We start from the raw sequence: 20,538 nt of genomic DNA on the forward strand, positions 1-20,538 counted from the left end.
CCTTAGCCTCGTGGCTCAATGCTTGCGGCAAGAATCGCCAGCACCAACTGCTGGAAATCCAGACCGGCTGCGCGAGCGGCCATAGGTACCAGGCTGTGATCGGTCATACCCGGTGCGGTGTTGACTTCCAGGAACCAGAAATTCCCTTGCTCATCCTGCATCACGTCTGCCCGCGCCCAACCGGCGATACCCAGCGCCTCACAGGCTTTCGCCGTGAGGTCCATCAATTGTTTTTCCTTGGTTGCGTCGAGGCCGCAGGGGATCCGGTACTGGGTATCGGAAGCCACGTACTTGGCGTCGTAGTCGTAAAAGGTGTGGGGCGTGCCCAATGCGATAGGCGGCAATACCTGGCCACGCAGGGTGGCGATGGTGTACTCGGGACCCTGGATCCACTGTTCCACCAACACTTGCGAATCGTAGGTACTTGCCGCTTTCCATGCGTCGATCAATTCGGCGGCCGAGTTCACTTTGGCCATGCCGATACTGGAGCCTTCATGGGCTGGTTTGACGATCAAAGGCAGGCCCAGTTCCTTGGCCGCAGAAATACAATCGTCTTCGCTGCACAGCACACTGTGGCGCGGGGTTGGAATACCCAGGCTGTGCCACACCTGCTTGGTGCGCAACTTGTCCATCGCCAGTGCCGAGGCGAGGATGCCGCTGCCGGTGTAAGGGATGCCGGCGCACTCCAGCAGGCCCTGCATGCTGCCGTCTTCGCCGCCACGGCCGTGCAGGATGATGAACGCACGGTCGATCTTTTCGGCCTGCAGGCGCGCGAGGAAGTCATCGCCCACGTCGATACCGAACGCATTCACGCCGGCGCTTTGCAGGGCTTCAAGCACGGCATTGCCGGACTTGAGCGAGACTTCACGCTCGGCGCTCTTGCCGCCGAACAGCACCGCCACGCGGCCGAAGTCGGCGGGCGCGAGGGTGGAAAACAGGGCGTCATAGTTCGTGGTCATTTCGACTTCCCCTGTACGGCCGCGAACAATGGGCTCGCAAGCAATTTAGGGGCAAGGCCGCCGATATCACCGGCACCCTGGCACAGCAGGATGTCACCGGCGCGCAACAGCGGCTTGACGATCGGTGCCAGGTCCACGCCACGCTCGATGTAGATCGGGTCCAACTGGCCGCGCTGGCGGATGCTGTTGCACAGCTTGCGGCTGTCGGCGCCCGGGATCGGCTCTTCACCGGCCGGGTAGACTTCCATCAGCAGCAGCACGTTGGCATCGGCCAATACATTTACAAAGTCGTCGTACAGGTCGCGGGTGCGGCTGTAGCGGTGCGGCTGGTAGACCATCACCAGGCGGCGCTCCGGCCAGCCGCCGCGCACGGCCTTGATCACGGCGGCGACTTCGGTCGGGTGGTGACCGTAGTCGTCCACCAGCATCACGTCGCCACCTTCTACCGGCAACTGGCCGTAGACCTGGAAACGCCGGCCGACACCGGCAAAGCGCGACAGGCCTTCGACGATGGCTTCATCGCTGACGCCTTCATCGGAGGCGATGCAGATGGTCGCCAGGGAGTTCAGGACGTTGTGGTTGCCCGGCATGTTCACCGAGACATCCAGCGGCTCGCGGTCAGGGCGCAGCACGGTGAAGAAGGTCTGCATGCCTTCCTGGCGCACATTGATCGCACGCACGTCAGCGTCTTCGCTGAAGCCGTAGGTCACGGTCGGACGCTTGACCAAGGGCAGGATTTCGCGCACCACCGGGTCGTCCAGGCACACCACGGCCAGACCGTAGAACGGCAGGTTGTGCAGGAACTCGACGAAGGTTTTCTTCAACTTGTTGAAGTCGCCATCGTAGGTGGCCATGTGATCTTCGTCGATGTTGGTGACAACAGCGACCAGCGGCTGCAGGTGCAGGAAGCTGGCGTCGCTTTCATCGGCTTCGGCGATCAGGTAGCGGCTGGTACCGAGCTGGGCATTGGTACCCGCTGCATTCAGGCGGCCACCGATCACGAAGGTCGGGTCCAGGCCACCGGCGGCGAACACCGAGGCGATCAGGCTGGTGGTGGTGGTTTTGCCATGGGTACCGGCGACGGCGATGCCGTGGCGGTAGCGCATCAGCTCGGCGAGCATCTCGGCGCGTGGCACCACCGGGATACGGCGCTCAAGGGCAGTGGCCACTTCCGGGTTGGAGGTGTTCACGGCGCTGGAAACCACCAGTACGTCGGCCTCGGCGGCGTTCTCGGCACGGTGACCGATATAGATCTGCGCGCCAAAGGACTTCAGGCGATCCGTGACCGGCGACTCTTTCAAGTCGGAGCCGGACACCTGGTAACCCAGGTTCAGCAATACTTCGGCAATCCCGCACATGCCCACGCCGCCGATACCGACGAAGTGGATACGACGGATGCGACGCATCTCGGGTTGTGGCATGGCTTTCTGATTCTCAACCATGGGCCACCTCCAGGCAGATATCGACCACGGTGCGGGTTGCGTCAGGTTTGGCCAGGCGGCTTGCGGTGCTCGCCATGCTGTTGAGTCGTTCCGGTTGCATCAAAACCTCGGTCAGGCGTGCGGCCAAATCGGCGGCGCCAGTCGTTCTTTGCGGCAGCAGGAAGGCAGCGCCCTCCCCGGCCAAATATTCGGCGTTGCGGGTCTGGTGATCGTCGATTGCATGGGGCAAAGGCACCAGCAAGGACGGCAGACCGGCGGCGGCCAATTCACTGACGGTCAGCGCACCAGCGCGACAGACCACCAGGTCGGCCCAGCCATAGGCATGGGCCATGTCTTTGATGAAGGGCTGCACATTCGCCTCGACACCGGCCTCGCGATAGCGCGTGGCGGTGACTTCATCGTGGTTCTTGCCGGCCTGGTGGAAGATCTCCGGGCGCAGGTCCACAGGCAGTTGCGCGAGTGCTTCGGGCAGTAATTTGTTCAGCGGCTCAGCCCCCAGGCTTCCGCCCAGGATCAGCAGGTGCGCCTTGCGCCCGACCAGGGGCTCGCGGGCGATATCCATGAACAATTCGGTGCGCACCGGGTTGCCGGTAGTGCGGCGCTTGTCCGCGGCGCTGAAGGTGTTGGGGAATGCCTCGCAGACCCGCGCCGCCAGGGGCACCAGCAAACGGTTGGCGGTACCGGCGACGGCGTTCTGTTCATGCACGATTACCGGCACACCGGCGAGCTTCGCCGCGACGCCACCAGGACCGGTCACATAACCGCCAAAACCGAGCACACACACCGGCTTCAATTCGCGAATGACCTTGCGCGCCTGCCACACCGCCTTGAGCAACACGAACGGCGCCTTGAGCAGGGACAGCTTGCCCTTGCCACGCAGCCCGGTGACGTTGATCAAGTGCAGCGGCAAGCCGGCATTCGGTACCAGTTCGTTTTCGATGCCGCGCGGTGTTCCCAGCCAGTGCACGGTGTAGCCACGGTTCTGGAATTCCCGCGCGCAGGCCAGGGCCGGGAACACATGGCCCCCGGTGCCGCCCGCCATGATCAGCACGTTAGCGCCCATGGGATGGCTCCTCGGCAAAATCGCTTTCGCTGAATTCCATCTCTTCGCTGCCCAGGTGGGTTCGACTCTCCCACTCGATGCGCAGCAACAGGCCCAGGCACGCGCAGCAAATCACCAACGAACTGCCGCCGTAACTGAGGAACGGCAAGGTCAGGCCCTTGGTCGGCAGCAGGCCGACGTTCACGCCGATGTTGATCAGGAACTGGCCGATCCACAGGAACGACAAGCCGTACGCCACATAAGCGGCGAAATACTGCTTGGCCTTCTCGGCCCACAAGCCGATGTACATGCCGCGTACACACACGAACACGAACAGCGCAACGGTGCACAGCGAGCCGACCACGCCGAGCTCTTCGGCGAGTACCGAGAACACGAAGTCGGTGTGCGCTTCCGGCAGGTAGAACTGCTTCTGCACGCTGTTGCCCAGGCCCACGCCCAGCCACTCGCCGCGACCGAAGGCGATCAGCGCCTGGGTCAGCTGGTAGCCGGAGCCGAATTGATCGGACCACGGGTCGGTAAAGGTAATCAGGCGCGCCATCCGGTAGGGTTGCGCCTGCACCAGGATGGTCACGGCAGCCACGGCCAGCAGCACCATCAGGGTGAAGCGGAACAGGCCCACGCCGCCGAGGAACAGCATCGCCGCCGCCGCGCCCATCATCACCACGGTGGCCCCGAAGTCGGGTTCCATCAGCAACAGGCCGGCCATTGGCAGCAACACGATGAACGGCTTGAAGAAGCCCATCCAGCTTTCGCGCACTTCTTTCTGGCGCCGTACCAGGTAGCCGGCGAGGTAGATCACCACGAACACCTTGGCGATTTCCGAGGGTTGCACGTTGAAGGCGCCGAAGCCGATCCAGCGCATCGAACCGTTCACCTCGCGACCGATGCCGGGCAGGATCACCATGATCAGCAAGCCGAACGCCCCGATCAGCATCAACCAGCCCAGGCGTTGCCAGGTGGCGATGGGGATCATCATGGTCACGATGCACGCGCCGAGGCCGATCACCAGGTACACCAGGTGACGAATCATCATGTACAGGGTGTTGCCCGACTGCACGGCAGCCACTTCGGAAGACGCCGAAGTGATCATCACCAGGCCCAGGCCGAGCAGCGCCAGGCAACCGGCGAGCATCGGGAAATCCAGGTCGATACCGCGCCCGGTAATGATCGGCGACGGATAGGGCTTGATGATATTGCGCAAATTCATGCCAAGGCCTCCACGGCGCGAGCGAACAGCAGGCCGCGCTCTTCGTAGTTCTTGAACATGTCGAAACTGGCGCACGCCGGCGACAGCAACACGGCGTCACCCGGCTGGGCCAGGGCCTTGCAGTGGGCGATGGCGTCGTCCAGCGAAGTCGCGCGCACTTGCGGCACGGCATCGCCCAGGGCAGCGGCGATCAGGTCGGCATCGCGGCCCATCAGCACCACGGCGCGGCAATGCTCGGCCACCGGGCCTTTGAGGTCCTTGAAGTCGGCGCCCTTGCCGTCGCCACCGGCAATCAGCACCAGCTTGCCTTCGATATCGGCGCCGAGGCCTTCGATGGCTGCCAGGGCCGCACCGACGTTGGTGGCCTTGGAATCGTTGTAGTAGCTGACGCCATCCAGATCGCGTACCCATTGGCAGCGATGCTCGAGGCCGCCAAAGCTGCGCAGGCTCGCCAGCATCGCGTCGAATGGCAAGCCGACGGCATGCCCGAGCGCCAATGCCGCGAGGGCGTTGGATTGGTTATGCGCGCCACGGATTTTCAGCTCGCGCACCGGCATCAGATTCTGGAATTCGAAGGCCAGGTATTTCTCGCCGTTCTCTTCACGAATGCCGAATGCCTTGAAATCAGGTTTGCTCAGGCCGAAGGTCCAGCAGGGCAGGCCCTCGCCCATCAGCGGACGGCTCAGGGCATCCTGGCGATTGACCACCACTTGCCGGGCGCCACGGAAGATCCGGTGCTTGGCCAGGTGATAGGCCGGCAGCCCGCTGTAGCGGTCCATGTGGTCTTCACTCACGTTCAGCACGGTGGCCACTTCGGCGCCGAGGTCGTGGGTGGTTTCCAGCTGGAAGCTCGACAGTTCCATCACGTACAGCTCGACGTCGTCGCTGAGCAAATCGAGTGCCGGGGTGCCGAGGTTGCCACCGACGGCGACGCGCTTGCCGGCCGCAGCCGCCATCTCGCCGACCAGGGTGGTCACGGTGCTCTTGGCGTTGGAACCGCTGATGGCCACGATCGGCGCCTTCGCGTTACGCGCGAACAGGTCGATGTCGCCGGACAGCTTCACGCCACGCGCCGCTGCAGCTTGCAGGGCCGGTGTCGCCAGGGCCAGGCCAGGGCTCACGTAGAGCTCATCGGCGCGGCACAGAAACTCGACATCCAACTCGCCACAACGCACTTCCACGTGCGGGTAGTCACGGCGCAGCGTGACCAGCTCCGGTGGATTTTCCCGCGTATCGGCCACGGCAAACGACGTGCCCCGGTTCGCCAGGAAGCGAACCAGGGACATGCCGCTCTTGCCGAGGCCGACAACGATGCGGAAGTGGTCTGAAGCGATCAGGGACACTCGTTTCTACCTCAGTTTCAGGGTGGCAAGGCCGACCAGTACCAGAATCACGGTGATGATCCAGAAGCGGACAATCACGCGTGGCTCGGGCCAGCCCTTGAGTTCAAAGTGGTGGTGAATCGGCGCCATGCGGAACACGCGGCGCCCGGTCAATTTGAAGGAGGCCACCTGGATGACCACCGACAGGGTTTCCATCACGAACACACCGCCCATGATGAACAGCACGATTTCCTGGCGAACGATCACCGCGATGGTGCCCAGGGCCGCGCCCAGCGCCAGTGCGCCGACGTCGCCCATGAAGACTTGTGCGGGGTAGGTGTTGAACCACAGGAACCCCAGGCCCGCACCGATCAGTGCGCCGCAGAACACGATCAGCTCACCCGCCCCCGGTACGTACGGGATCAGCAGGTATTCGGCGAATTTCACGTTGCCCGACAGGTAGCAGAAGATGCCGAGTGCACCGCCGACCATCACCGTTGGCATGATCGCCAGGCCGTCGAGGCCGTCGGTGAGGTTGACCGCGTTGCTGGAGCCGACGATCACGAAATAGGTCAGCACCACGAAGCCGATGCCCAGTGGAATGCTGGCGTCCTTGAGCATCGGGATGATCAAGGTGGTTTCGACTGCGCTTGGCGCCGTGGTGTAGAGGAAGATCGCTGCGGCAAGACCGAACACCGACTGCCAGAAATACTTCCAGCGGCTAGGCAGCCCCTTGGAGTTTTTCTCGATGACTTTGCGGTAGTCGTCCACCCAGCCGATGGCGCCGAACAGCAGGGTCACCAGCAGCACTACCCACACGTAGCGGTTGTGCAGGTCGGCCCACAGCAAGGTGCTGATACCGATGGACGACAGGATCAACGCGCCGCCCATGGTCGGGGTGCCGGATTTGGACAGGTGCGACTGCGGGCCGTCATTGCGAACCGATTGACCAATTTGCAGGTTCTGCAGGGTGCGGATCATCCACGGCCCCAGAAACAGCGACAAAGACAGCGCAGTCAGCACACCCAGGATCCCGCGCAGGGTCAGGTACTGAAAGACCGCGAAGCCTTTGTGGAACTGTTGCAGATACTCAGCCAGCAGCAGCAGCATTAATGTTTCTCCGTACTTGAGCCACACAAGGCCGCGACGACGTTTTCCATCACCGCGCTGCGCGATCCCTTGATCAAAATGGTTGTGTGTTTGTCTTGTTCAGCGGCACCCAGCGCCTGGATCAACTCGGCCTGGGTCGCGAAATGCCGCGCACCCGGCCCGAAGGCATTGACGGCGTGGGCCATGTTCGGCCCCACGGCGTAGAGGGCGTCGACTTTGCCGGCGGCATAAGCGCCGACTTCGCGATGGCCTTGCTCCGCCCAGTCGCCCAGTTCACCGATATCGCCCAGCACCAGCACCTTGCGCCCGGCAAAGCCTTTGAGCAGGTCGACAGCGGCATTGATGGAGGACGGATTGGCGTTGTAGGTGTCATCAATCACGCGCATGCCATTGGTTGCCAGCTGCGCGACAGTGCGGCCCTTGACCGGCTGCACGGCACCCAGCCCGGTGGCGATACCGAACAGCGACACGCCCAGGACGGATGCTGCAGCGGCAGCCGCCAAGGCGTTGGCGACGTTATGGTTGCCGAGCAGATTCAGTTGCACATGCTCGCTGCCTTGCGGGGTATGCAAGGTGAAGGACGGGCAACCACGGGCATCGACGCTGATGTTGGAGGCGTGGAAATCCGCCGCGGCGTTGAGCACGGAAAACGTCAGGACCTTGCGACCGGCGGCGCGTATACGCCAGGTGTCGAAGGCCTTGTCGTCCAGGTTCAATACCGCCGTTCCGGAGGCATCGAGGCCTTCGAGGATTTCACCCTTGGCTTCGACGATTTTTTCCGGGCCGCCGAACTCGCCGACATGGGCGGTACCGGCGTTGCTGATGATTGCCACGTGGGGCTTGGTCAGCGCCACGGTGTAGGCGATTTCGCCGACGCGCGATGCGCCCAGCTCGATCACCGCCGCAGTGTGGTCCGGGGCCAGTTCGAGCAGGGTCAGCGGTGCGCCAAAATCATTGTTGAGGTTGCCACGGGTGGCGAGCACCGGTCCGCGCGTGCGCAGGATGCCGGCGAGCAGTTCCTTGACCGTGGTCTTGCCGCTGGAGCCGGTGACGGCCGCCACAGGCTGGGTAAATGCGGCACGGTTCAGCGCGCCCAATTGACCCAAGGCCAGGCGCGTATCGGCAACCAGCAATTGCGGGAGTGTCGAGTCCGCCACTTCGCGCTGCACCAAGGCACCCACGGCGCCTTTGGCGGCGACGTCATTCAGGTAGTCGTGGCCGTCGAAGCGCGGGCCGGCCAAGGCGACAAACAGTTGCCCCGGCTTGATGTTGCGGCTGTCGATACTGACGCCGTCGAAGCTGCAATCGCTCGACAGTACACGGGCCGACAAGGCCTGGGTCAGTTCGCTGAATTTCATCGCCTTAAGCATGGGCGACCTCCCAGGCCGTCAAGGCGTGATCAGCCTCGACCAGATCGGAGAAGGCATGGCGTTCGCCATTGATTTCCTGGTAGTCCTCGTGACCTTTACCGGCCAGCACCACCACGTCATCAGCGCTGGCGCTGGCGATCAATTGGGCAATGGCTGCACCGCGACCGGCAACGAAGGCGGCCTTGGACGGATCTTTGAAACCAACGCGGATATCGTCGAAAATCTGGCTCGGGTCTTCGCTGCGCGGGTTGTCGTCGGTGACCAGCACGCCATCGGCCAGGCGCTCGACGATCTCGGCCATCAACGGACGCTTGCCGCGATCGCGATCACCGCCACAGCCGAACAGGCAGAGCAATTTGCCCTTGGCGTGCGGACGGAGGGCCACCAGGACTTTTTCCAGGGCATCCGGCGTGTGCGCGTAGTCGACCACCACCAACGGCTGCTTGCCCCCACCCAGGCGCTGCATGCGGCCGACCGGACCTTCCAGCTTCGGCAGCACGCGCAGGATTTCGTCCAGCGCGTAATCCAGGCCGAGCAACGCGCCGACGGCGGCGAGGACGTTACTCAAGTTGAACCGACCGAGCAGGCTGCTGCGCAGATGGTGTTCGCCTTGTGGCGTCACCAGCGTGGCGCGCACGCCTTCGTCATTGAACTGGGCGTCGCGGCAATACAGGTAGGCGCTGGCATCTTCCAGGCTGTAGCTGATCAGGCGCGACTCACGGTCTTCAGCCGCCAACTGCCGACCGAACTCGTCGTCCAGGTTCACTACCCGGCACTTAAGGTCGTTCCAGGCAAACAGCTTGGCCTTCTCGGCGGCGTAGGCTTGCATGGTGCCGTGGTAGTCCAAGTGATCGCGGGACAGGTTGGTCATCACCGCCACATCGAAGGCCAGCGCGGCAACACGCCCCTGGTGCAGCCCATGGGACGAAACCTCCATGGCAACCGCCTTGGCGCCGGCCTTCTTCAGGTCGGCCAGGGTCGCCTGCACGGCAATCGGGTTCGGCGTGGTGTGCAGGCCGCTTTGCAGCGCGCCGTAGAAACCGGTGCCCAACGTGCCGACGATGCCGCAATGCTGGCCCAACAGGTCCAGCGCTTGCGCGACAAGCTGGGTCACGCTGGTCTTGCCATTGGTGCCGGTCACGCCGACCAGGTTCAAGTGACGGCTCGGGTCACCATAAAAGCGCCCTGCAATGTCCGACAGCTGCGCAGCCAGGCCTTTGACCGGAATCAACGGCACGTCAGTGATAGGCAGCACGGTGGCGCCTTCGACTTCATAGGCCACGGCAGCCGCACCGCGCTGCAGGGCATCGGAGATATGCGCACGACCATCGTACTTGCCGCCAGGCACCGCCAGGAACAGGTCTCCGGCGCGCACATTACGGCTGTCCAGGCTCAACTCGCGGATCAACAGATCGCGACCGGCATGGGCAAAAATCTTGTTCAGGCTAAGAGACATCAGCCGCGCCCTCCATTGGCTTTTGCAGCAGCGGCCGGTGGTCCGGCGTTCGCTTGTTGGGTCGGCGGCAGATTGTCCGGCGTGATGTTCATCAGGCGCAGGGTGCCGGACATCACTTTGCTGAACACCGGTGCCGAGACCAGGCCACCGAAGTAACCGGCTTTGCTCGGCTCATCGATGACCACGACGATGGCGTAGCGTGGATCGCTCATCGGGCCGAAGCCTGCAAACAACGAACGGTAGGAGTTTTCGGCGTAGCCCTTGGTGCCCACCGAGGTCTTACGCGCAGTACCCGACTTGCCGGCCACGTGATACGCCGGCACCTGGGCACGGAATACGCCGCGTGGTGCTTCGATCACTTGTTGCAGCATGCCTTGCATGGTCTTGGCGACGTTTTCCGGGATCACCTGGGTGGCTTTCGGTGCCTCGTCGACATGGATCAGGCTCAACGGAACCATGCGGCCGTTGTTGGCCAATACAGAGAAAGCGTGCGCCAATTGAATCGCCGTCACCGACAGGCCGTAGCCATAGGAAAGCGTGGCCGTCTCGGCCTTTTTCCAGTCGCGGTAGTTGGGCAGGTTGCCGACACGCTCGCCTGGGAAGTCCAGGCCGGTAGGCTGGCCGAGGCCGATTTTCTGCGCCAGGTGGTAGATGGTCTCGCCGCCGATATCGAAGGCGACCTTACTCATGCCCACGTTACTGGAGTTGATCAGGATACCTGTCAAATCCAGCACCGGACCTTCGGTACGGGATACGTCACGAATGGTGTATTTGCCCAACTGCAAGGTACCCGGATACACCTCGACCTTGTCGCTGGGTTTCCAGCGCCCGGTTTCCAGGGCAGCACTCATGGAGATGGCTTTCATGGTCGAACCCGGCTCGAACACGTCGATCATGGCGCGGTTACGCATCATCGCCGGTTGCAGGTTGCGACGGTTGTTCGGGTTGTAGGTCGGCTGGTTGACCATGGCCAGGATCTCGCCGGTCTTCACGTCCATGATCACCAGGCTGCCGGCCTTGGCGCCGTTCTCGATGATCGCGTTACGCAGCTCGCGGTTGGCCAGGTATTGCAGGCGCAGGTCAATGGACAACGCCAAGGGCTTACCGGCCTTGGCGTTTTTGGTGACCTGGACATCCTTGATCAGTCTGCCGCGCCGATCCTTGATGACTTGTCGTTTGCCGGGAACCCCGGCCAGCCATTCATCGTAGGCCAGCTCCACGCCTTCGCGGCCGTGGTCATCGATATCGGTGAAGCCCACCATATGCGCGGTGGTTTCACCGGCCGGGTAGAAACGACGGAATTCCTCGATGCCATACACACCAGGGACTTTAAGGTCGAGCACCTGCTGGCCCTGCTCGGGAGTCAGGCCGCGAACCAGGTAGATGAATTCTTTGTTGGCCTGGGCTTCCAGGCGCTCAGCCAAGGCTTTCGGGTCCTGGCCGAGGGCGGCGGCGAGTGCCGGCCAGCGGTCCTTGGCCACCTGCAGCTCTTTGGCGTTGGCCCACAGGGTCGTCACCGGCGTACTGACGGCCAGGGGCTCGCCGTTACGGTCGGTGATCAGGCCGCGGTGTGCAGGAATAGGAATATGACGCAGGCTGCGGGCATCACCCTGGCCGATCAGGAAGTCGCGGTCGACTACTTGCAGGTCGATGATCCGCCAGGCGATCGCGCCCACCATCAGTGCCAGCAAGCCGAGCACCAGGCGGAAGCGCCAAGGGTAGAGTGCGCCTTCGAGTTTCATCATGGCGCCACCATCCGAACTTCGGCCGCGCCCGGGATGTGCATCTTCAGCTGTTCGGTGGCCAGCACTTCGATACGGCTGTGGGCGGTCCAGGTGCTTTGCTCCAGGATCAACCGACCCCATTCCGCCTGGGCCTTATCGCGCACGCTCAACTCCCCGTAGAGGGTGTTGAGCAACTGGCGGTTCCAGTGGGCGCTGTAAGACACCGCAATCGCGGACACCAGCACGCCGACAAACAGCAGCAACATAAAGAAGCTGCCGCCCGGGAGGGGCTTGGCGAAAAGCTTGCTCACCGCAACTTCTCCGCAACACGCATGACGGCACTGCGGGCACGCGGGTTGGCCTTGAGTTCGGCTTCGGAAGCGAACTGCGCTTTGCCATGGATTTTGATTTTCGGCACAAAGGCTTCGAAACGTACCGGCAGGTTGCGCGGCAGGTTATCGGACTCGCCCTTGACCAGGCGACGCATGAACAGTTTGACGATGCGGTCTTCCAGGGAGTGGAAGCTGATCACCACCAGGCGACCGCCCACTTCCAGCGCCTCGAGGGCCGCCTCGAGGCCAGCCTCCAGGTCGCCCAATTCGTTGTTGACGTGAATGCGCAGGCCCTGGAACGCGCGAGTTGCCGGGTTCTTGCCCTTTTCCCACGCGGGGTTGGCGACTTTCAGCACCTCGGCCAGATCGGCAGTGCGCTCGAACGGCTGGATTTCGCGGCGCTCGACCACGGCACGCGCCATGCGACCGGCGAAGCGTTCTTCACCGTATTCCTTGAACACACGGGCGATTTCTTCCACCGGTGCAGTGGCGATGAACTGTGCGGCACTGACACCCCGGGTGGGGTCCATGCGCATGTCGAGCGGACCGTCATTCATGAAACTGAAACCGCGCTCCGGGTCGTCAAGCTGTGGCGAGGACACGCCCAGGTCGAGCAAAACCCCGGCCACCTTGCCCGCCATGCCGCGCTCGGCCACTTCGGCACCCAGCTCGGCAAAGCTGCGCTGCACAACGACAAAGCGGCCGTCTTCGGCCGCTAGCGCTTGCCCGGTGGCAATCGCTTGAGGGTCTTTGTCGAACCCGAGGAGCTTACCGTCGGATCCGAGCTGGCTGAGTATCAAGCGGCTATGCCCGCCCCTGCCAAAGGTGCCATCCAGATAGCAGCCATCCGCGCGTACGGCGAGAGCCTCAACGGCTTCGTCAAGCAGTACGGTGATGTGGTTAAAGCCGCTATCAATAGTCACAGGATCAAATCACGCAGTTCATCAGGCATCGCGCCCGGTTGTTGAATAGCAGCCAGGTCAGCTGCAGAAACAGCATCCCAGGCATCTTCGTCCCACAATTGGAACTTGTTCAGTTGGCCGACCAGCATTGCGCGCTTATCGAGCTTGGCGTACTCGCGCAAACGCGGGGGCACCAGGAAACGACCACTGCCATCGAGTTCGAGGTCGACGGCATTACCAATCAGCAATCGCTGCAGACGGCGGTTTTCTTCACGCAATGAAGGCAAGGAGCGCAACTTGGTTTCAATCAACTCCCACTCATCGAGGGGGTAAACGCACAAACAAGGGTCAACGGCATCGATGGTGATGATTAACTGTCCGGAACTTCGCGAAATGAGCTCGTCACGATACCGGCTCGGCATGGCGAGACGGCCTTTTGCATCGAGACTGATAGCGTTAGCTCCGCGAAACACAGATGCGTTTCTCCAAATTTTAGCGTTTTACGTTCAAAAAACCCACTTTGTGCCACTTTCCGCCACTTGCGCACACTATAGGAATGCGCCTACCACACCGTCAAGGCGCGGATTCAAGGAAAAGCCTTACAGAACGGAGATTTAGGAGCGTAAAAGGAGGAGAAACCAGAGTTCGGCGATGTTTTGGGCCCAGCAAGCGCAGTTAGCTCAAAGAGCTATGGCTTAAAGTTAAAGTGATTTATTAAGAGTAAGATTTTTTTGGTATTACGAAGATGCATCTGCCAATGATTCGGCAGGGAGGGATTCTTGCGTTATTACCGGGTTTCTGCCCGAGATTCGGACAAAAGGAAAAAGGTGGAGAGTCGATCTGTAAGCCGGGTTCTGTCTTGAACAGTCATTCGTCTACGATGGCCATCACTGGACATCTTTAGCAACCTACCCGGTCCCAGCGCGGGCCACGCCTTGGGACCCTATTTGGTCTTGCTCCAAGTGGGGTTTACCTAGCCACGAACTGTTGCCAGACGTGCGGTGCGCTCTTACCGCACCTTTTCACCCTTACCGGCACCGAAGTGCTTAGGCGGTTATTTTCTGTGGCACTTTCCGTAGGCTCACGCCTCCCAGGCATTACCTGGCACTTCGCCCTATGGAGCCCGGACTTTCCTCCCCCCCCTAATTTTCATAGAGGGCAGCGACTGTCCAATCGACTCTCCGCCGCGCAGGTTAACGGCACGGCGGCTTGAGGACAAGTATTAAAGTGCAGCATTGCCATCACGTTCAGACGGAATACAGGATTAGCTGCGGAACTATTCGGTTTTCTGTTTATCCAGCGCAACTTGATACAACAGGTTCTTGCGCACCCCGGTAATTTCCGCCGCCAGGGCTGCCGCGCGCTTGAGTGGCATTTCCTTGAGCAACAAATCGAGGATGCGCATCGCCTCACTGCCCACGGCGTCGTCCGCTTCCGGCGCAGTCCAACCTGCCACCAACACCACGCACTCGCCGCGCTGCTGGTTACTGTCACCCTCGACAAAGGCGCGCAGCTCTTCAAGCGGCAGCCCCTTGAGGGTTTCGAAGGTCTTGGTCAGCTCACGGGCAAGCAGCGCCAGGCGCTCGCCGCCGAACACCAGCTCCATGTCCTGCAGGCATTCGAGAATCCGATGAGGGGCTTCGTAGAAGATCAGGGTACGCGGCTCTTCCTTCAAGGCCTGAAGACGCGCACGCCGCCCCACCGCCTTGGCGGGCAGGAAACCCTCGAAAATAAAGCGGTCCGACGGCAACCCCGCCGCGGATAATGCAGCGATCAGCGCGCACGCTCCCGGAACAGGCACTACATTGATACCAGCGGCCCGCGCCTGGCGGACCAAGTGATAGCCCGGGTCGGAAATCAGCGGTGTGCCCGCATCGGAGATCAGCGCCACATCGTCGCCGGCCAGCAAACGCACGATAAAACGGCTGCCTTCCTCGCGCTCGTTGTGCTCGTGGCAGGCGGCCAATGGCGTGCTGATACCAAAATGCTGCATCAAGCGCTGGGAGTGCCGCGTGTCTTCGGCCGCGATCAATTTAACCTCGCGCAACACTTTCAGCGCCCGGGCACTGATGTCGTCCAGGTTGCCAATGGGCGTCGCCACGACAAAAAGCGAGCCTGCAGTGGAATTCAAAGGACCTGGAGCAGTCAAAACGCACACCTCGATGGTTGGCAAAAGCCATATTGTAGCGCGTAGGCGCTTTGAAAAAATGCCATCAAGGCCGATGCCTTTTCAGCCGTCGACGCCCGACAGCAACATTTGCACCACCTAAATCGACGGTTTCACGCCAGTAACATCGCGCCTGGGCCAGTGCTTGGGTACAATTCCACGCTAATTTGATCGGTATCAGGAACACTTACATGATCGCTTGCCTGCGGCTGCTCTCCGCCCTCTGCCTCGCTGCCTTGCTGGCCGCTTGCGCCAGCTCGCCCTCGTCCAGCCTTGGCGACCTTCCACGGACCCCGGACGCCAGTATCGAGCAACTGCTCGAACAGGCCACTACCGCCAAGACGCCAGAAAAGGCCGCATTACTGCGCCTGAGTGCGGCTGACATGGCCTATAAGCAGAACAATCCTGGCCGCTCGGCGCAGATCCTTGCGCAGGTGCCACTGGACGTCCTCAAGCCAGCGGCGCAAGTCTTTGCCAGCACCCTGGCCGCTGAGCTGGCGATGGCTCGCAACCAGCCCAAGGCGGCGTTGACGGCCCTGAACCATCCGAGCCTGCAAAGCTTGAAGGACCTGCCGGCCGAACAGCAGATCCGCACCGGCAGCGTGCATGCCCGCGCGTATGAAGCCGATGGCCAGACGTTGGCCGCCGTCCGCGAACGCGTGGCCATGGCCCCGCTGCTGACCGGCGACGCCGCCCGCAGCAACCACGAAGCCATCTGGACCTTGATCGCCGCCCTGCCGGCCGATCAGCTGCAAGCCAGCGGCAACCCGGTGCTCGACGGCTGGATCACCCTGGCCCAGTCGGTCAAGGGCGCTGGTACGCTGGAACAGCAGCAAGCGGCCATCGACTCCTGGCGCGCGCAGAACCCGGGTCACCCGGCGGCCGTGCAGCTGCCGACGCCGCTGACCAAGCTCAAGGAGCTGGCCAGCCAGCCCTTGAACAAGATCGCCCTGCTGCTGCCACAGGACGGCCCGCTGGCCGGTGTCGGCAAGGCGCTGCGTGAAGGTTTCATGGCCGCGCACTACCAGGCTGAACAAGCCGGGCAGAAGCCGCCGGTTATCGAGTTCTATGACAGCTCGCGCCTCACTTCCCTCGACGACTTCTACGCCAAGGCCCAGGCTGCCGGCGTGCAACTGGTGGTCGGCCCGCTGGAGAAGCCACTGGTCAAACAGCTGAGCGCACGCCCGCAATTGCCGATCACTACCCTGGCGCTGAACTACAGCGAGACCGATCAGAGCCCGGCGCAACTGTTCCAGTTCGGCCTCGCGGCTGAAGACGAAGCTCGCGAAGTGTCGCGCCGCGCCCGCGCCGACGGCCTGCATCGCGCTGCCGCCATGGTGCCGCGTGGCGAATGGGGCGAGCGTGTCTACAAGGCCTTCCGCCAGGATTGGGAAGCCAACGGCGGCACCGTCGTCGGTGTCGAGTATGTCGACCAGCCTGTTGCCCTCGCCCAGCAAATTGCCGACTTGTTCCAGCTGCGTAAAAGCGAAGGCCGCGCCAAGAGCCTGCAAAGCACGGTGGGCACCGACGTAGCGGCACAGCCGTCGCGTCGCCAGGACATTGAGTTCATCTTCCTGGCCGTGACCCCGCAACTGGCCCAGCAGATCAAGCCGACCCTGAACTTCCAATATGCCGGTGACGTGCCGGTGTACGCGACCTCCCACGTGTTCAGCGCCAGCGGTGACAAGAACCAGTACCTGGACATGACCAACGTGATGTTCTGCGAAACCCCTTGGCTGCTGAACACCACCGACCCACTGCGCAACCAGGTTGCCGCGCAATGGCCACAAGCCAATGGCAGCCTCGGCCGCCTGTATGCGATGGGTGTCGATGCCTACCGCCTGGCGCCGCGCCTGGGTCAGCTCAAGGCGCTCCCGGATACCCGCGTTGACGGCCTTTCGGGCAGCCTGGGCATCAACGCCAACCAGCGCGTTGACCGCCAGATGCCGTGGGCCAAGTTCGTCGGTGGCGATATCCAACGCCTGCCGGACACCCCGCGCTGATGCCCGAGCGGTCCCGCGCGCAAAGCGGCAAGGATGCCGAACTTCAAGCTCTGAAACATCTGCAACAACAGGGTCTGCGCCTTCTGGCGCAGAACTGGTTATGTAAACGCGGCGAGCTTGATCTGGTCATGCTTGACGGCGATACAGTAGTATTCGTCGAAGTCCGCTACAGAAAACACGCACAATGGGGTGGCGCGCTCGCCAGTATTGACGGGCGCAAGCGTCAGAAGCTGATACTCGCCGCGCAGTTTTTCCTGCAGAAAGAGCATCGCTGGGCCGATTCCCCCTGCCGTTTCGATGTGGTTGCCATAGAAAGCACACCGTCGGGTTCTGCTGATCTGAGATGGCTCAAGAGTGCCTTCGACAGCTGATTCACCGGACATCTTCACCACACACTTTTGCTCTTTGCTTTGCGGGCTGCACATTCCTGTGCCAAACAGCCGCGCTACTTAAGGTCACACAGATGGACATGCAATCCCGAATTCGCCAGCTTTTCCAGGCCAGCATCGACACCAAGCAACAGGCGATGGAAGTACTTGCACCGCACATCGAGCAAGCCAGTCAGGTCATGGTCAACGCCTTGCTCAACGAGGGCAAAATGCTTTCGTGCGGCAATGGCGGTTCAGCCGGCGATGCCCAGCATTTCTCGTCCGAACTGCTCAACCGCTTCGAGCGTGAACGCCCGAGCCTGCCGGCCATCGCCCTGACGACCGACTCGTCGACGATTACTTCGATCGCCAACGACTACAGCTACAACGAAATCTTCTCCAAGCAGATCCGCGCCCTGGGTCAACCGGGCGATGTGCTGCTGGCGATTTCCACCAGCGGCAACTCGGCGAATATTATTCAAGCGATCCAGGCCGCACATGATCGCGAAATGATTGTCGTAGCATTGACCGGACGCGATGGCGGCGGCATGGCCTCGCTGTTGCTGCCTGAAGACGTGGAAATTCGCGTCCCGGCCAATGTCACCGCACGTATTCAGGAAGTCCACCTGCTGGCGATCCACTGCCTGTGCGATCTGATCGACAGCCAACTGTTCGGGAGTGAAGAATGACCGTTAAACGTCTCAGCCTATTGGCTATTGCGCTGTGCCTCGGCATCAGCGGTTGCAGCACGGCCATCACCGCGACACGAGACACCCCCATTCAGGATGACAAGGGTACCCGCACCTTCGGCAGCAAGATTGATGACTCGCTGATCGAAACCAAGGTCGAAGTGAACGTCGCCAAGGCCGCCACGGACCTGGGCAACGGCGCCTCGCGCATCGTCGTCACCAGCTTCAACGGTGTGGTGCTGCTTGCCGGCCAGACCCCGCGCGCCGACCTCAAGGCCCAGGCCGAACAAGCGGCGTCGGCCGTGCAGCGGGTCAAGAAGGTCCACAACGAATTGCAGGTCATGGAACCGATCACCCTGCTGGCCATCAGCAATGACGCCCTGCTGACCACCAAGATCAAGGCGCAGATGCTCACTGACAATGCGATCCCCGGTTCGCGCATCAAGGTCGTCACCGACAACGGTATCGTCTACCTGATGGGCCTGCTGACCCAGGCCGAAGCCACTCGCGCAGCCAACCTGGTGCAAGGCGTGTCCGGCGTGCAAAAAATCGTGAAGGTGTTCGAGTACATCGACTGATGTAACCGACAGCCACAAAAAAGGGCGCCGTGCATTGACTGCACGGCGCCCTTTTTATTGGCGAAAGTTTACTGGTACTGCGAGTACGGGTTGCCTTGGAACTGGTTGTTCTGCTGCGGCGCTTGTTGCTGGGCACCTGGCTGACCGTATTGCTGGCCAGGGATCGGGCCGAGGTTCACTTCGACGCGACGGTTCTGGGCACGACCGTTGACGTCGGCGTTGCTGGCAATCGGGTTATCCGGGCCGGCACCGCGGGCACTCAGGTTGGTCGGGCTGACGCCTTGCGAGGTCAGGTAGTTGGCCACGCTCTGCGCACGACGCTGGGACAGATCCATGTTCAGCTGGCGGCTGCCAGTGCTGTCGGTGTAGCCAACGATCTGAATGGTGTTCTGGTTGAACTGCTTGAGCGAGTTGGCCAGGTTGTTCAGCGGCTGGTAAAAGCTGCTGGAGATCGCATCCGAGTTGGTGGCGAAGGTGATGTTGCCCGGCATGATCAGCTTGATCTGGTCACCCTGGCGCTGAACTTCAACCCCGGTGTTGGCCATGCTCTCGCGCAGTTTCTTTTCCTGCTGGTCGGCGTAGTAGCCGTAGCCTGCAGCGCCGATACCGGCGATGGCGCCACCGATCAGTGCGCCCTTGCCACGGTTGTTATGGTCGATGGCCGCACCTGCCAATGCGCCTGCCAGGGCGCCCAGGCCACCGTACTTGGCGGTCTTGCTGATACCGCCGGATTCATTGCTCGCCTGTCCCTGGCTGCTGCCGTCATAAGGATTAGGTGAAGCGCAGCCGGATAACAGGGCTACGACAGTAGCGACAACAAGCAGACGACGCGAAGTGAACATGAGGGGAGCTCCTACTTTTGCATTCTGTGGTGCAAAGGACATTGGCAATGGACCTGTGCCGAGTTTGGAACACGACAGACGGTAAAAATTCCGCGACCACGTGCGGGCCTGTAACAAAACATTGGCCACCATCGCCGCTACAGAAACCGTAGCAGACGGTTCCTGAATGCGACCTGTGTTTTTTGCTACAACGTTTGCCCGCTAAAGGTCAGCCATGCCCTTGGGATTAGTCCTTCACGCCCTAACAAACGGGTTCTCGCGCATCTCATCCCCCAGGCGCGTATCCGGTCCATGCCCCGTCACCACCGTCGCACCTTCGTCGAGTGTGTAGAGCCGCTGCTTGATCGAACGCACGATCGTCGCCTGGTCACCGCCCCACAAGTCCGTGCGGCCTACTCCGCGCCGAAACAGCGTGTCGCCGGCAATCAGCAGCTTGGCTTCCGCAAACCAGAAACTCATCGACCCCGGCGTGTGCCCCGGCGTATGCAGTGCCACACCGCAACCGCAGGCCAGCTCTTCGTCATCGGCCAGCCAGCGGTCCGGCGCGGGCACCGGGGTGTAGGGCACACCAAACATCTGGCATTGCATTTCCAGGTTGTCCCAGAGGAATTGGTCCTCCTTGTGCAGATGCAGGGTGGCGCCGGTTTTCTCTTTCAACTGGCCCGATGCCAGGAAGTGATCGAGATGAGCGTGAGTGTGGATGATGCTCACCACTTTCAGGCCCAGCGCATCGAGACGTGCCAGGATCAATTCGTGGTTGCCGCCCGGGTCGACCACGATGGCCTTTTTAGTGACGGGATCGCCGATGATGGTGCAGTTGCACTGCAAAGGGCCGACGGGAAAGGTTTCGCGGATGAGTGTCGGCTTGGGGGTGTTCATGGCGGGCCTCTGGTGCAAGTGCAAGGTGATGTTCTGATTGCACTATTAAAACAGAATGGCGCGGCGGCGCAGCCGAACGCGAGCAAGCTCGCTCGCCACAGAACGCTTGCTCACCCTGACAGGCT

Annotated in this window: 19 protein-coding genes and 1 other RNA gene; 4 read left to right on the forward strand and 16 right to left on the reverse strand. The window is 61.8% G+C overall.

From position 1 onward, the window contains the following. Window positions 1-2: 2 nt before the first annotated feature. From AC07SI_RS01495 to rsmI, 14 genes are all read right to left on the reverse strand, one after another. Complete coding sequence (locus tag AC07SI_RS01495) at window positions 3-959, reverse strand: D-alanine--D-alanine ligase (protein WP_065900830.1); 957 nt, start codon at window positions 957-959, stop codon at window positions 3-5. Beyond that, window positions 956-2,401 carry a UDP-N-acetylmuramate--L-alanine ligase gene (murC, locus tag AC07SI_RS01500; RefSeq protein WP_065900827.1) on the reverse strand — a complete coding sequence of 482 codons (1,446 nt, stop codon included), beginning with the start codon at window positions 2,399-2,401 and terminating at the stop codon, window positions 956-958. The genes AC07SI_RS01495 and murC overlap by 4 nt, the downstream gene beginning before the upstream one ends. Further along, the gene (murG, locus tag AC07SI_RS01505; protein ID WP_495004964.1) at window positions 2,394-3,464 is read right to left on the reverse strand and encodes an undecaprenyldiphospho-muramoylpentapeptide beta-N-acetylglucosaminyltransferase; all 1,071 of its coding nucleotides are present in this window, start codon (window positions 3,462-3,464) and stop codon (window positions 2,394-2,396) included. The genes murC and murG overlap by 8 nt, the downstream gene beginning before the upstream one ends. Further along, complete coding sequence (gene ftsW / locus AC07SI_RS01510) at window positions 3,454-4,671, reverse strand: putative lipid II flippase FtsW (RefSeq protein WP_065900821.1); 1,218 nt, start codon at window positions 4,669-4,671, stop codon at window positions 3,454-3,456. The genes murG and ftsW overlap by 11 nt, the downstream gene beginning before the upstream one ends. Further along, entirely contained in the window at window positions 4,668-6,014 is a 1,347-nt protein-coding gene (gene murD / locus AC07SI_RS01515; RefSeq protein ID WP_106805129.1) for a UDP-N-acetylmuramoyl-L-alanine--D-glutamate ligase, read from the reverse strand. The genes ftsW and murD overlap by 4 nt, the downstream gene beginning before the upstream one ends. Before the next feature lie 6 nt (window positions 6,015-6,020). After that, window positions 6,021-7,103, reverse strand: a complete 1,083-nt coding sequence (mraY, locus tag AC07SI_RS01520) for a phospho-N-acetylmuramoyl-pentapeptide-transferase (protein ID WP_003171875.1) — start codon at window positions 7,101-7,103, stop codon at window positions 6,021-6,023. Next, window positions 7,103-8,473: a UDP-N-acetylmuramoyl-tripeptide--D-alanyl-D-alanine ligase gene (locus tag AC07SI_RS01525; protein WP_495004965.1), complete on the reverse strand. Its 1,371-nt coding sequence runs from the start codon at window positions 8,471-8,473 to the stop codon at window positions 7,103-7,105. The genes mraY and AC07SI_RS01525 overlap by 1 nt, the downstream gene beginning before the upstream one ends. Beyond that, complete coding sequence (locus AC07SI_RS01530) at window positions 8,466-9,929, reverse strand: UDP-N-acetylmuramoyl-L-alanyl-D-glutamate--2,6-diaminopimelate ligase (protein WP_495004966.1); 1,464 nt, start codon at window positions 9,927-9,929, stop codon at window positions 8,466-8,468. Before AC07SI_RS01530 ends, AC07SI_RS01525 begins: the two co-directional genes overlap by 8 nt. Further along, the gene (locus AC07SI_RS01535; protein ID WP_162946142.1) at window positions 9,929-11,671 is read right to left on the reverse strand and encodes a peptidoglycan D,D-transpeptidase FtsI family protein; all 1,743 of its coding nucleotides are present in this window, start codon (window positions 11,669-11,671) and stop codon (window positions 9,929-9,931) included. Before AC07SI_RS01535 ends, AC07SI_RS01530 begins: the two co-directional genes overlap by 1 nt. After that, the gene (ftsL, locus tag AC07SI_RS01540; protein WP_003188663.1) at window positions 11,671-11,964 is read right to left on the reverse strand and encodes a cell division protein FtsL; all 294 of its coding nucleotides are present in this window, start codon (window positions 11,962-11,964) and stop codon (window positions 11,671-11,673) included. Before ftsL ends, AC07SI_RS01535 begins: the two co-directional genes overlap by 1 nt. Further along, window positions 11,961-12,908, reverse strand: coding sequence for a 16S rRNA (cytosine(1402)-N(4))-methyltransferase RsmH (gene rsmH, locus AC07SI_RS01545; protein ID WP_065900808.1), 948 nt, complete (start codon window positions 12,906-12,908; stop codon window positions 11,961-11,963). Before rsmH ends, ftsL begins: the two co-directional genes overlap by 4 nt. Beyond that, window positions 12,905-13,360, reverse strand: coding sequence for a division/cell wall cluster transcriptional repressor MraZ (gene mraZ, locus AC07SI_RS01550; RefSeq protein WP_495004967.1), 456 nt, complete (start codon window positions 13,358-13,360; stop codon window positions 12,905-12,907). Before mraZ ends, rsmH begins: the two co-directional genes overlap by 4 nt. 354 nt (window positions 13,361-13,714) lie before the next feature. Further along, window positions 13,715-14,068, reverse strand: an RNA gene (gene rnpB / locus AC07SI_RS01555) — RNase P RNA component class A. Window positions 14,069-14,163: 95 nt separating this feature from the next. Then, window positions 14,164-15,036, reverse strand: a complete 873-nt coding sequence (gene rsmI, locus AC07SI_RS01560; RefSeq protein WP_106805133.1) for a 16S rRNA (cytidine(1402)-2'-O)-methyltransferase — start codon at window positions 15,034-15,036, stop codon at window positions 14,164-14,166. 209 nt (window positions 15,037-15,245) lie between these two features. Here rsmI and AC07SI_RS01565 point away from each other — a divergent pair, with 209 nt between their 5' ends. From AC07SI_RS01565 to AC07SI_RS01580, 4 genes are all read left to right on the forward strand, one after another. Next, window positions 15,246-17,057: a penicillin-binding protein activator gene (locus AC07SI_RS01565; RefSeq protein ID WP_495004968.1), complete on the forward strand. Its 1,812-nt coding sequence runs from the start codon at window positions 15,246-15,248 to the stop codon at window positions 17,055-17,057. After that, a complete protein-coding gene (locus AC07SI_RS01570) occupies window positions 17,057-17,428 on the forward strand; it encodes a YraN family protein (protein WP_065900802.1) in 372 nt (123 codons plus the stop codon). The genes AC07SI_RS01565 and AC07SI_RS01570 overlap by 1 nt, the downstream gene beginning before the upstream one ends. A 92-nt stretch (window positions 17,429-17,520) precedes the next feature. Next, window positions 17,521-18,114, forward strand: a complete 594-nt coding sequence (locus AC07SI_RS01575) for a phosphoheptose isomerase (RefSeq protein WP_007972584.1) — start codon at window positions 17,521-17,523, stop codon at window positions 18,112-18,114. Continuing rightward, window positions 18,111-18,692, forward strand: coding sequence for a BON domain-containing protein (locus tag AC07SI_RS01580; RefSeq protein ID WP_065900799.1), 582 nt, complete (start codon window positions 18,111-18,113; stop codon window positions 18,690-18,692). The genes AC07SI_RS01575 and AC07SI_RS01580 overlap by 4 nt, the downstream gene beginning before the upstream one ends. 68 nt (window positions 18,693-18,760) lie before the next feature. On the opposite strand, the gene AC07SI_RS01585 is transcribed toward AC07SI_RS01580, so the two are convergent. Both AC07SI_RS01585 and AC07SI_RS01590 read right to left on the reverse strand, forming a co-directional pair. Continuing rightward, window positions 18,761-19,534 (reverse strand): YiaD family glycine zipper/OmpA-like lipoprotein, encoded by a 774-nt coding sequence (locus AC07SI_RS01585; protein WP_065900796.1) that lies wholly within the window; start codon window positions 19,532-19,534, stop codon window positions 18,761-18,763. A gap of 234 nt (window positions 19,535-19,768) precedes the next feature. Continuing rightward, on the reverse strand, window positions 19,769-20,413 hold the full coding sequence (locus tag AC07SI_RS01590) for an MBL fold metallo-hydrolase (protein ID WP_065900793.1): 645 nt from the start codon (window positions 20,411-20,413) through the stop codon (window positions 19,769-19,771). Window positions 20,414-20,538: the final 125 nt, after the last annotated feature.

It is taken from the genome of Pseudomonas sp. GW821-FHT05D12 (assembly GCF_059419825.1).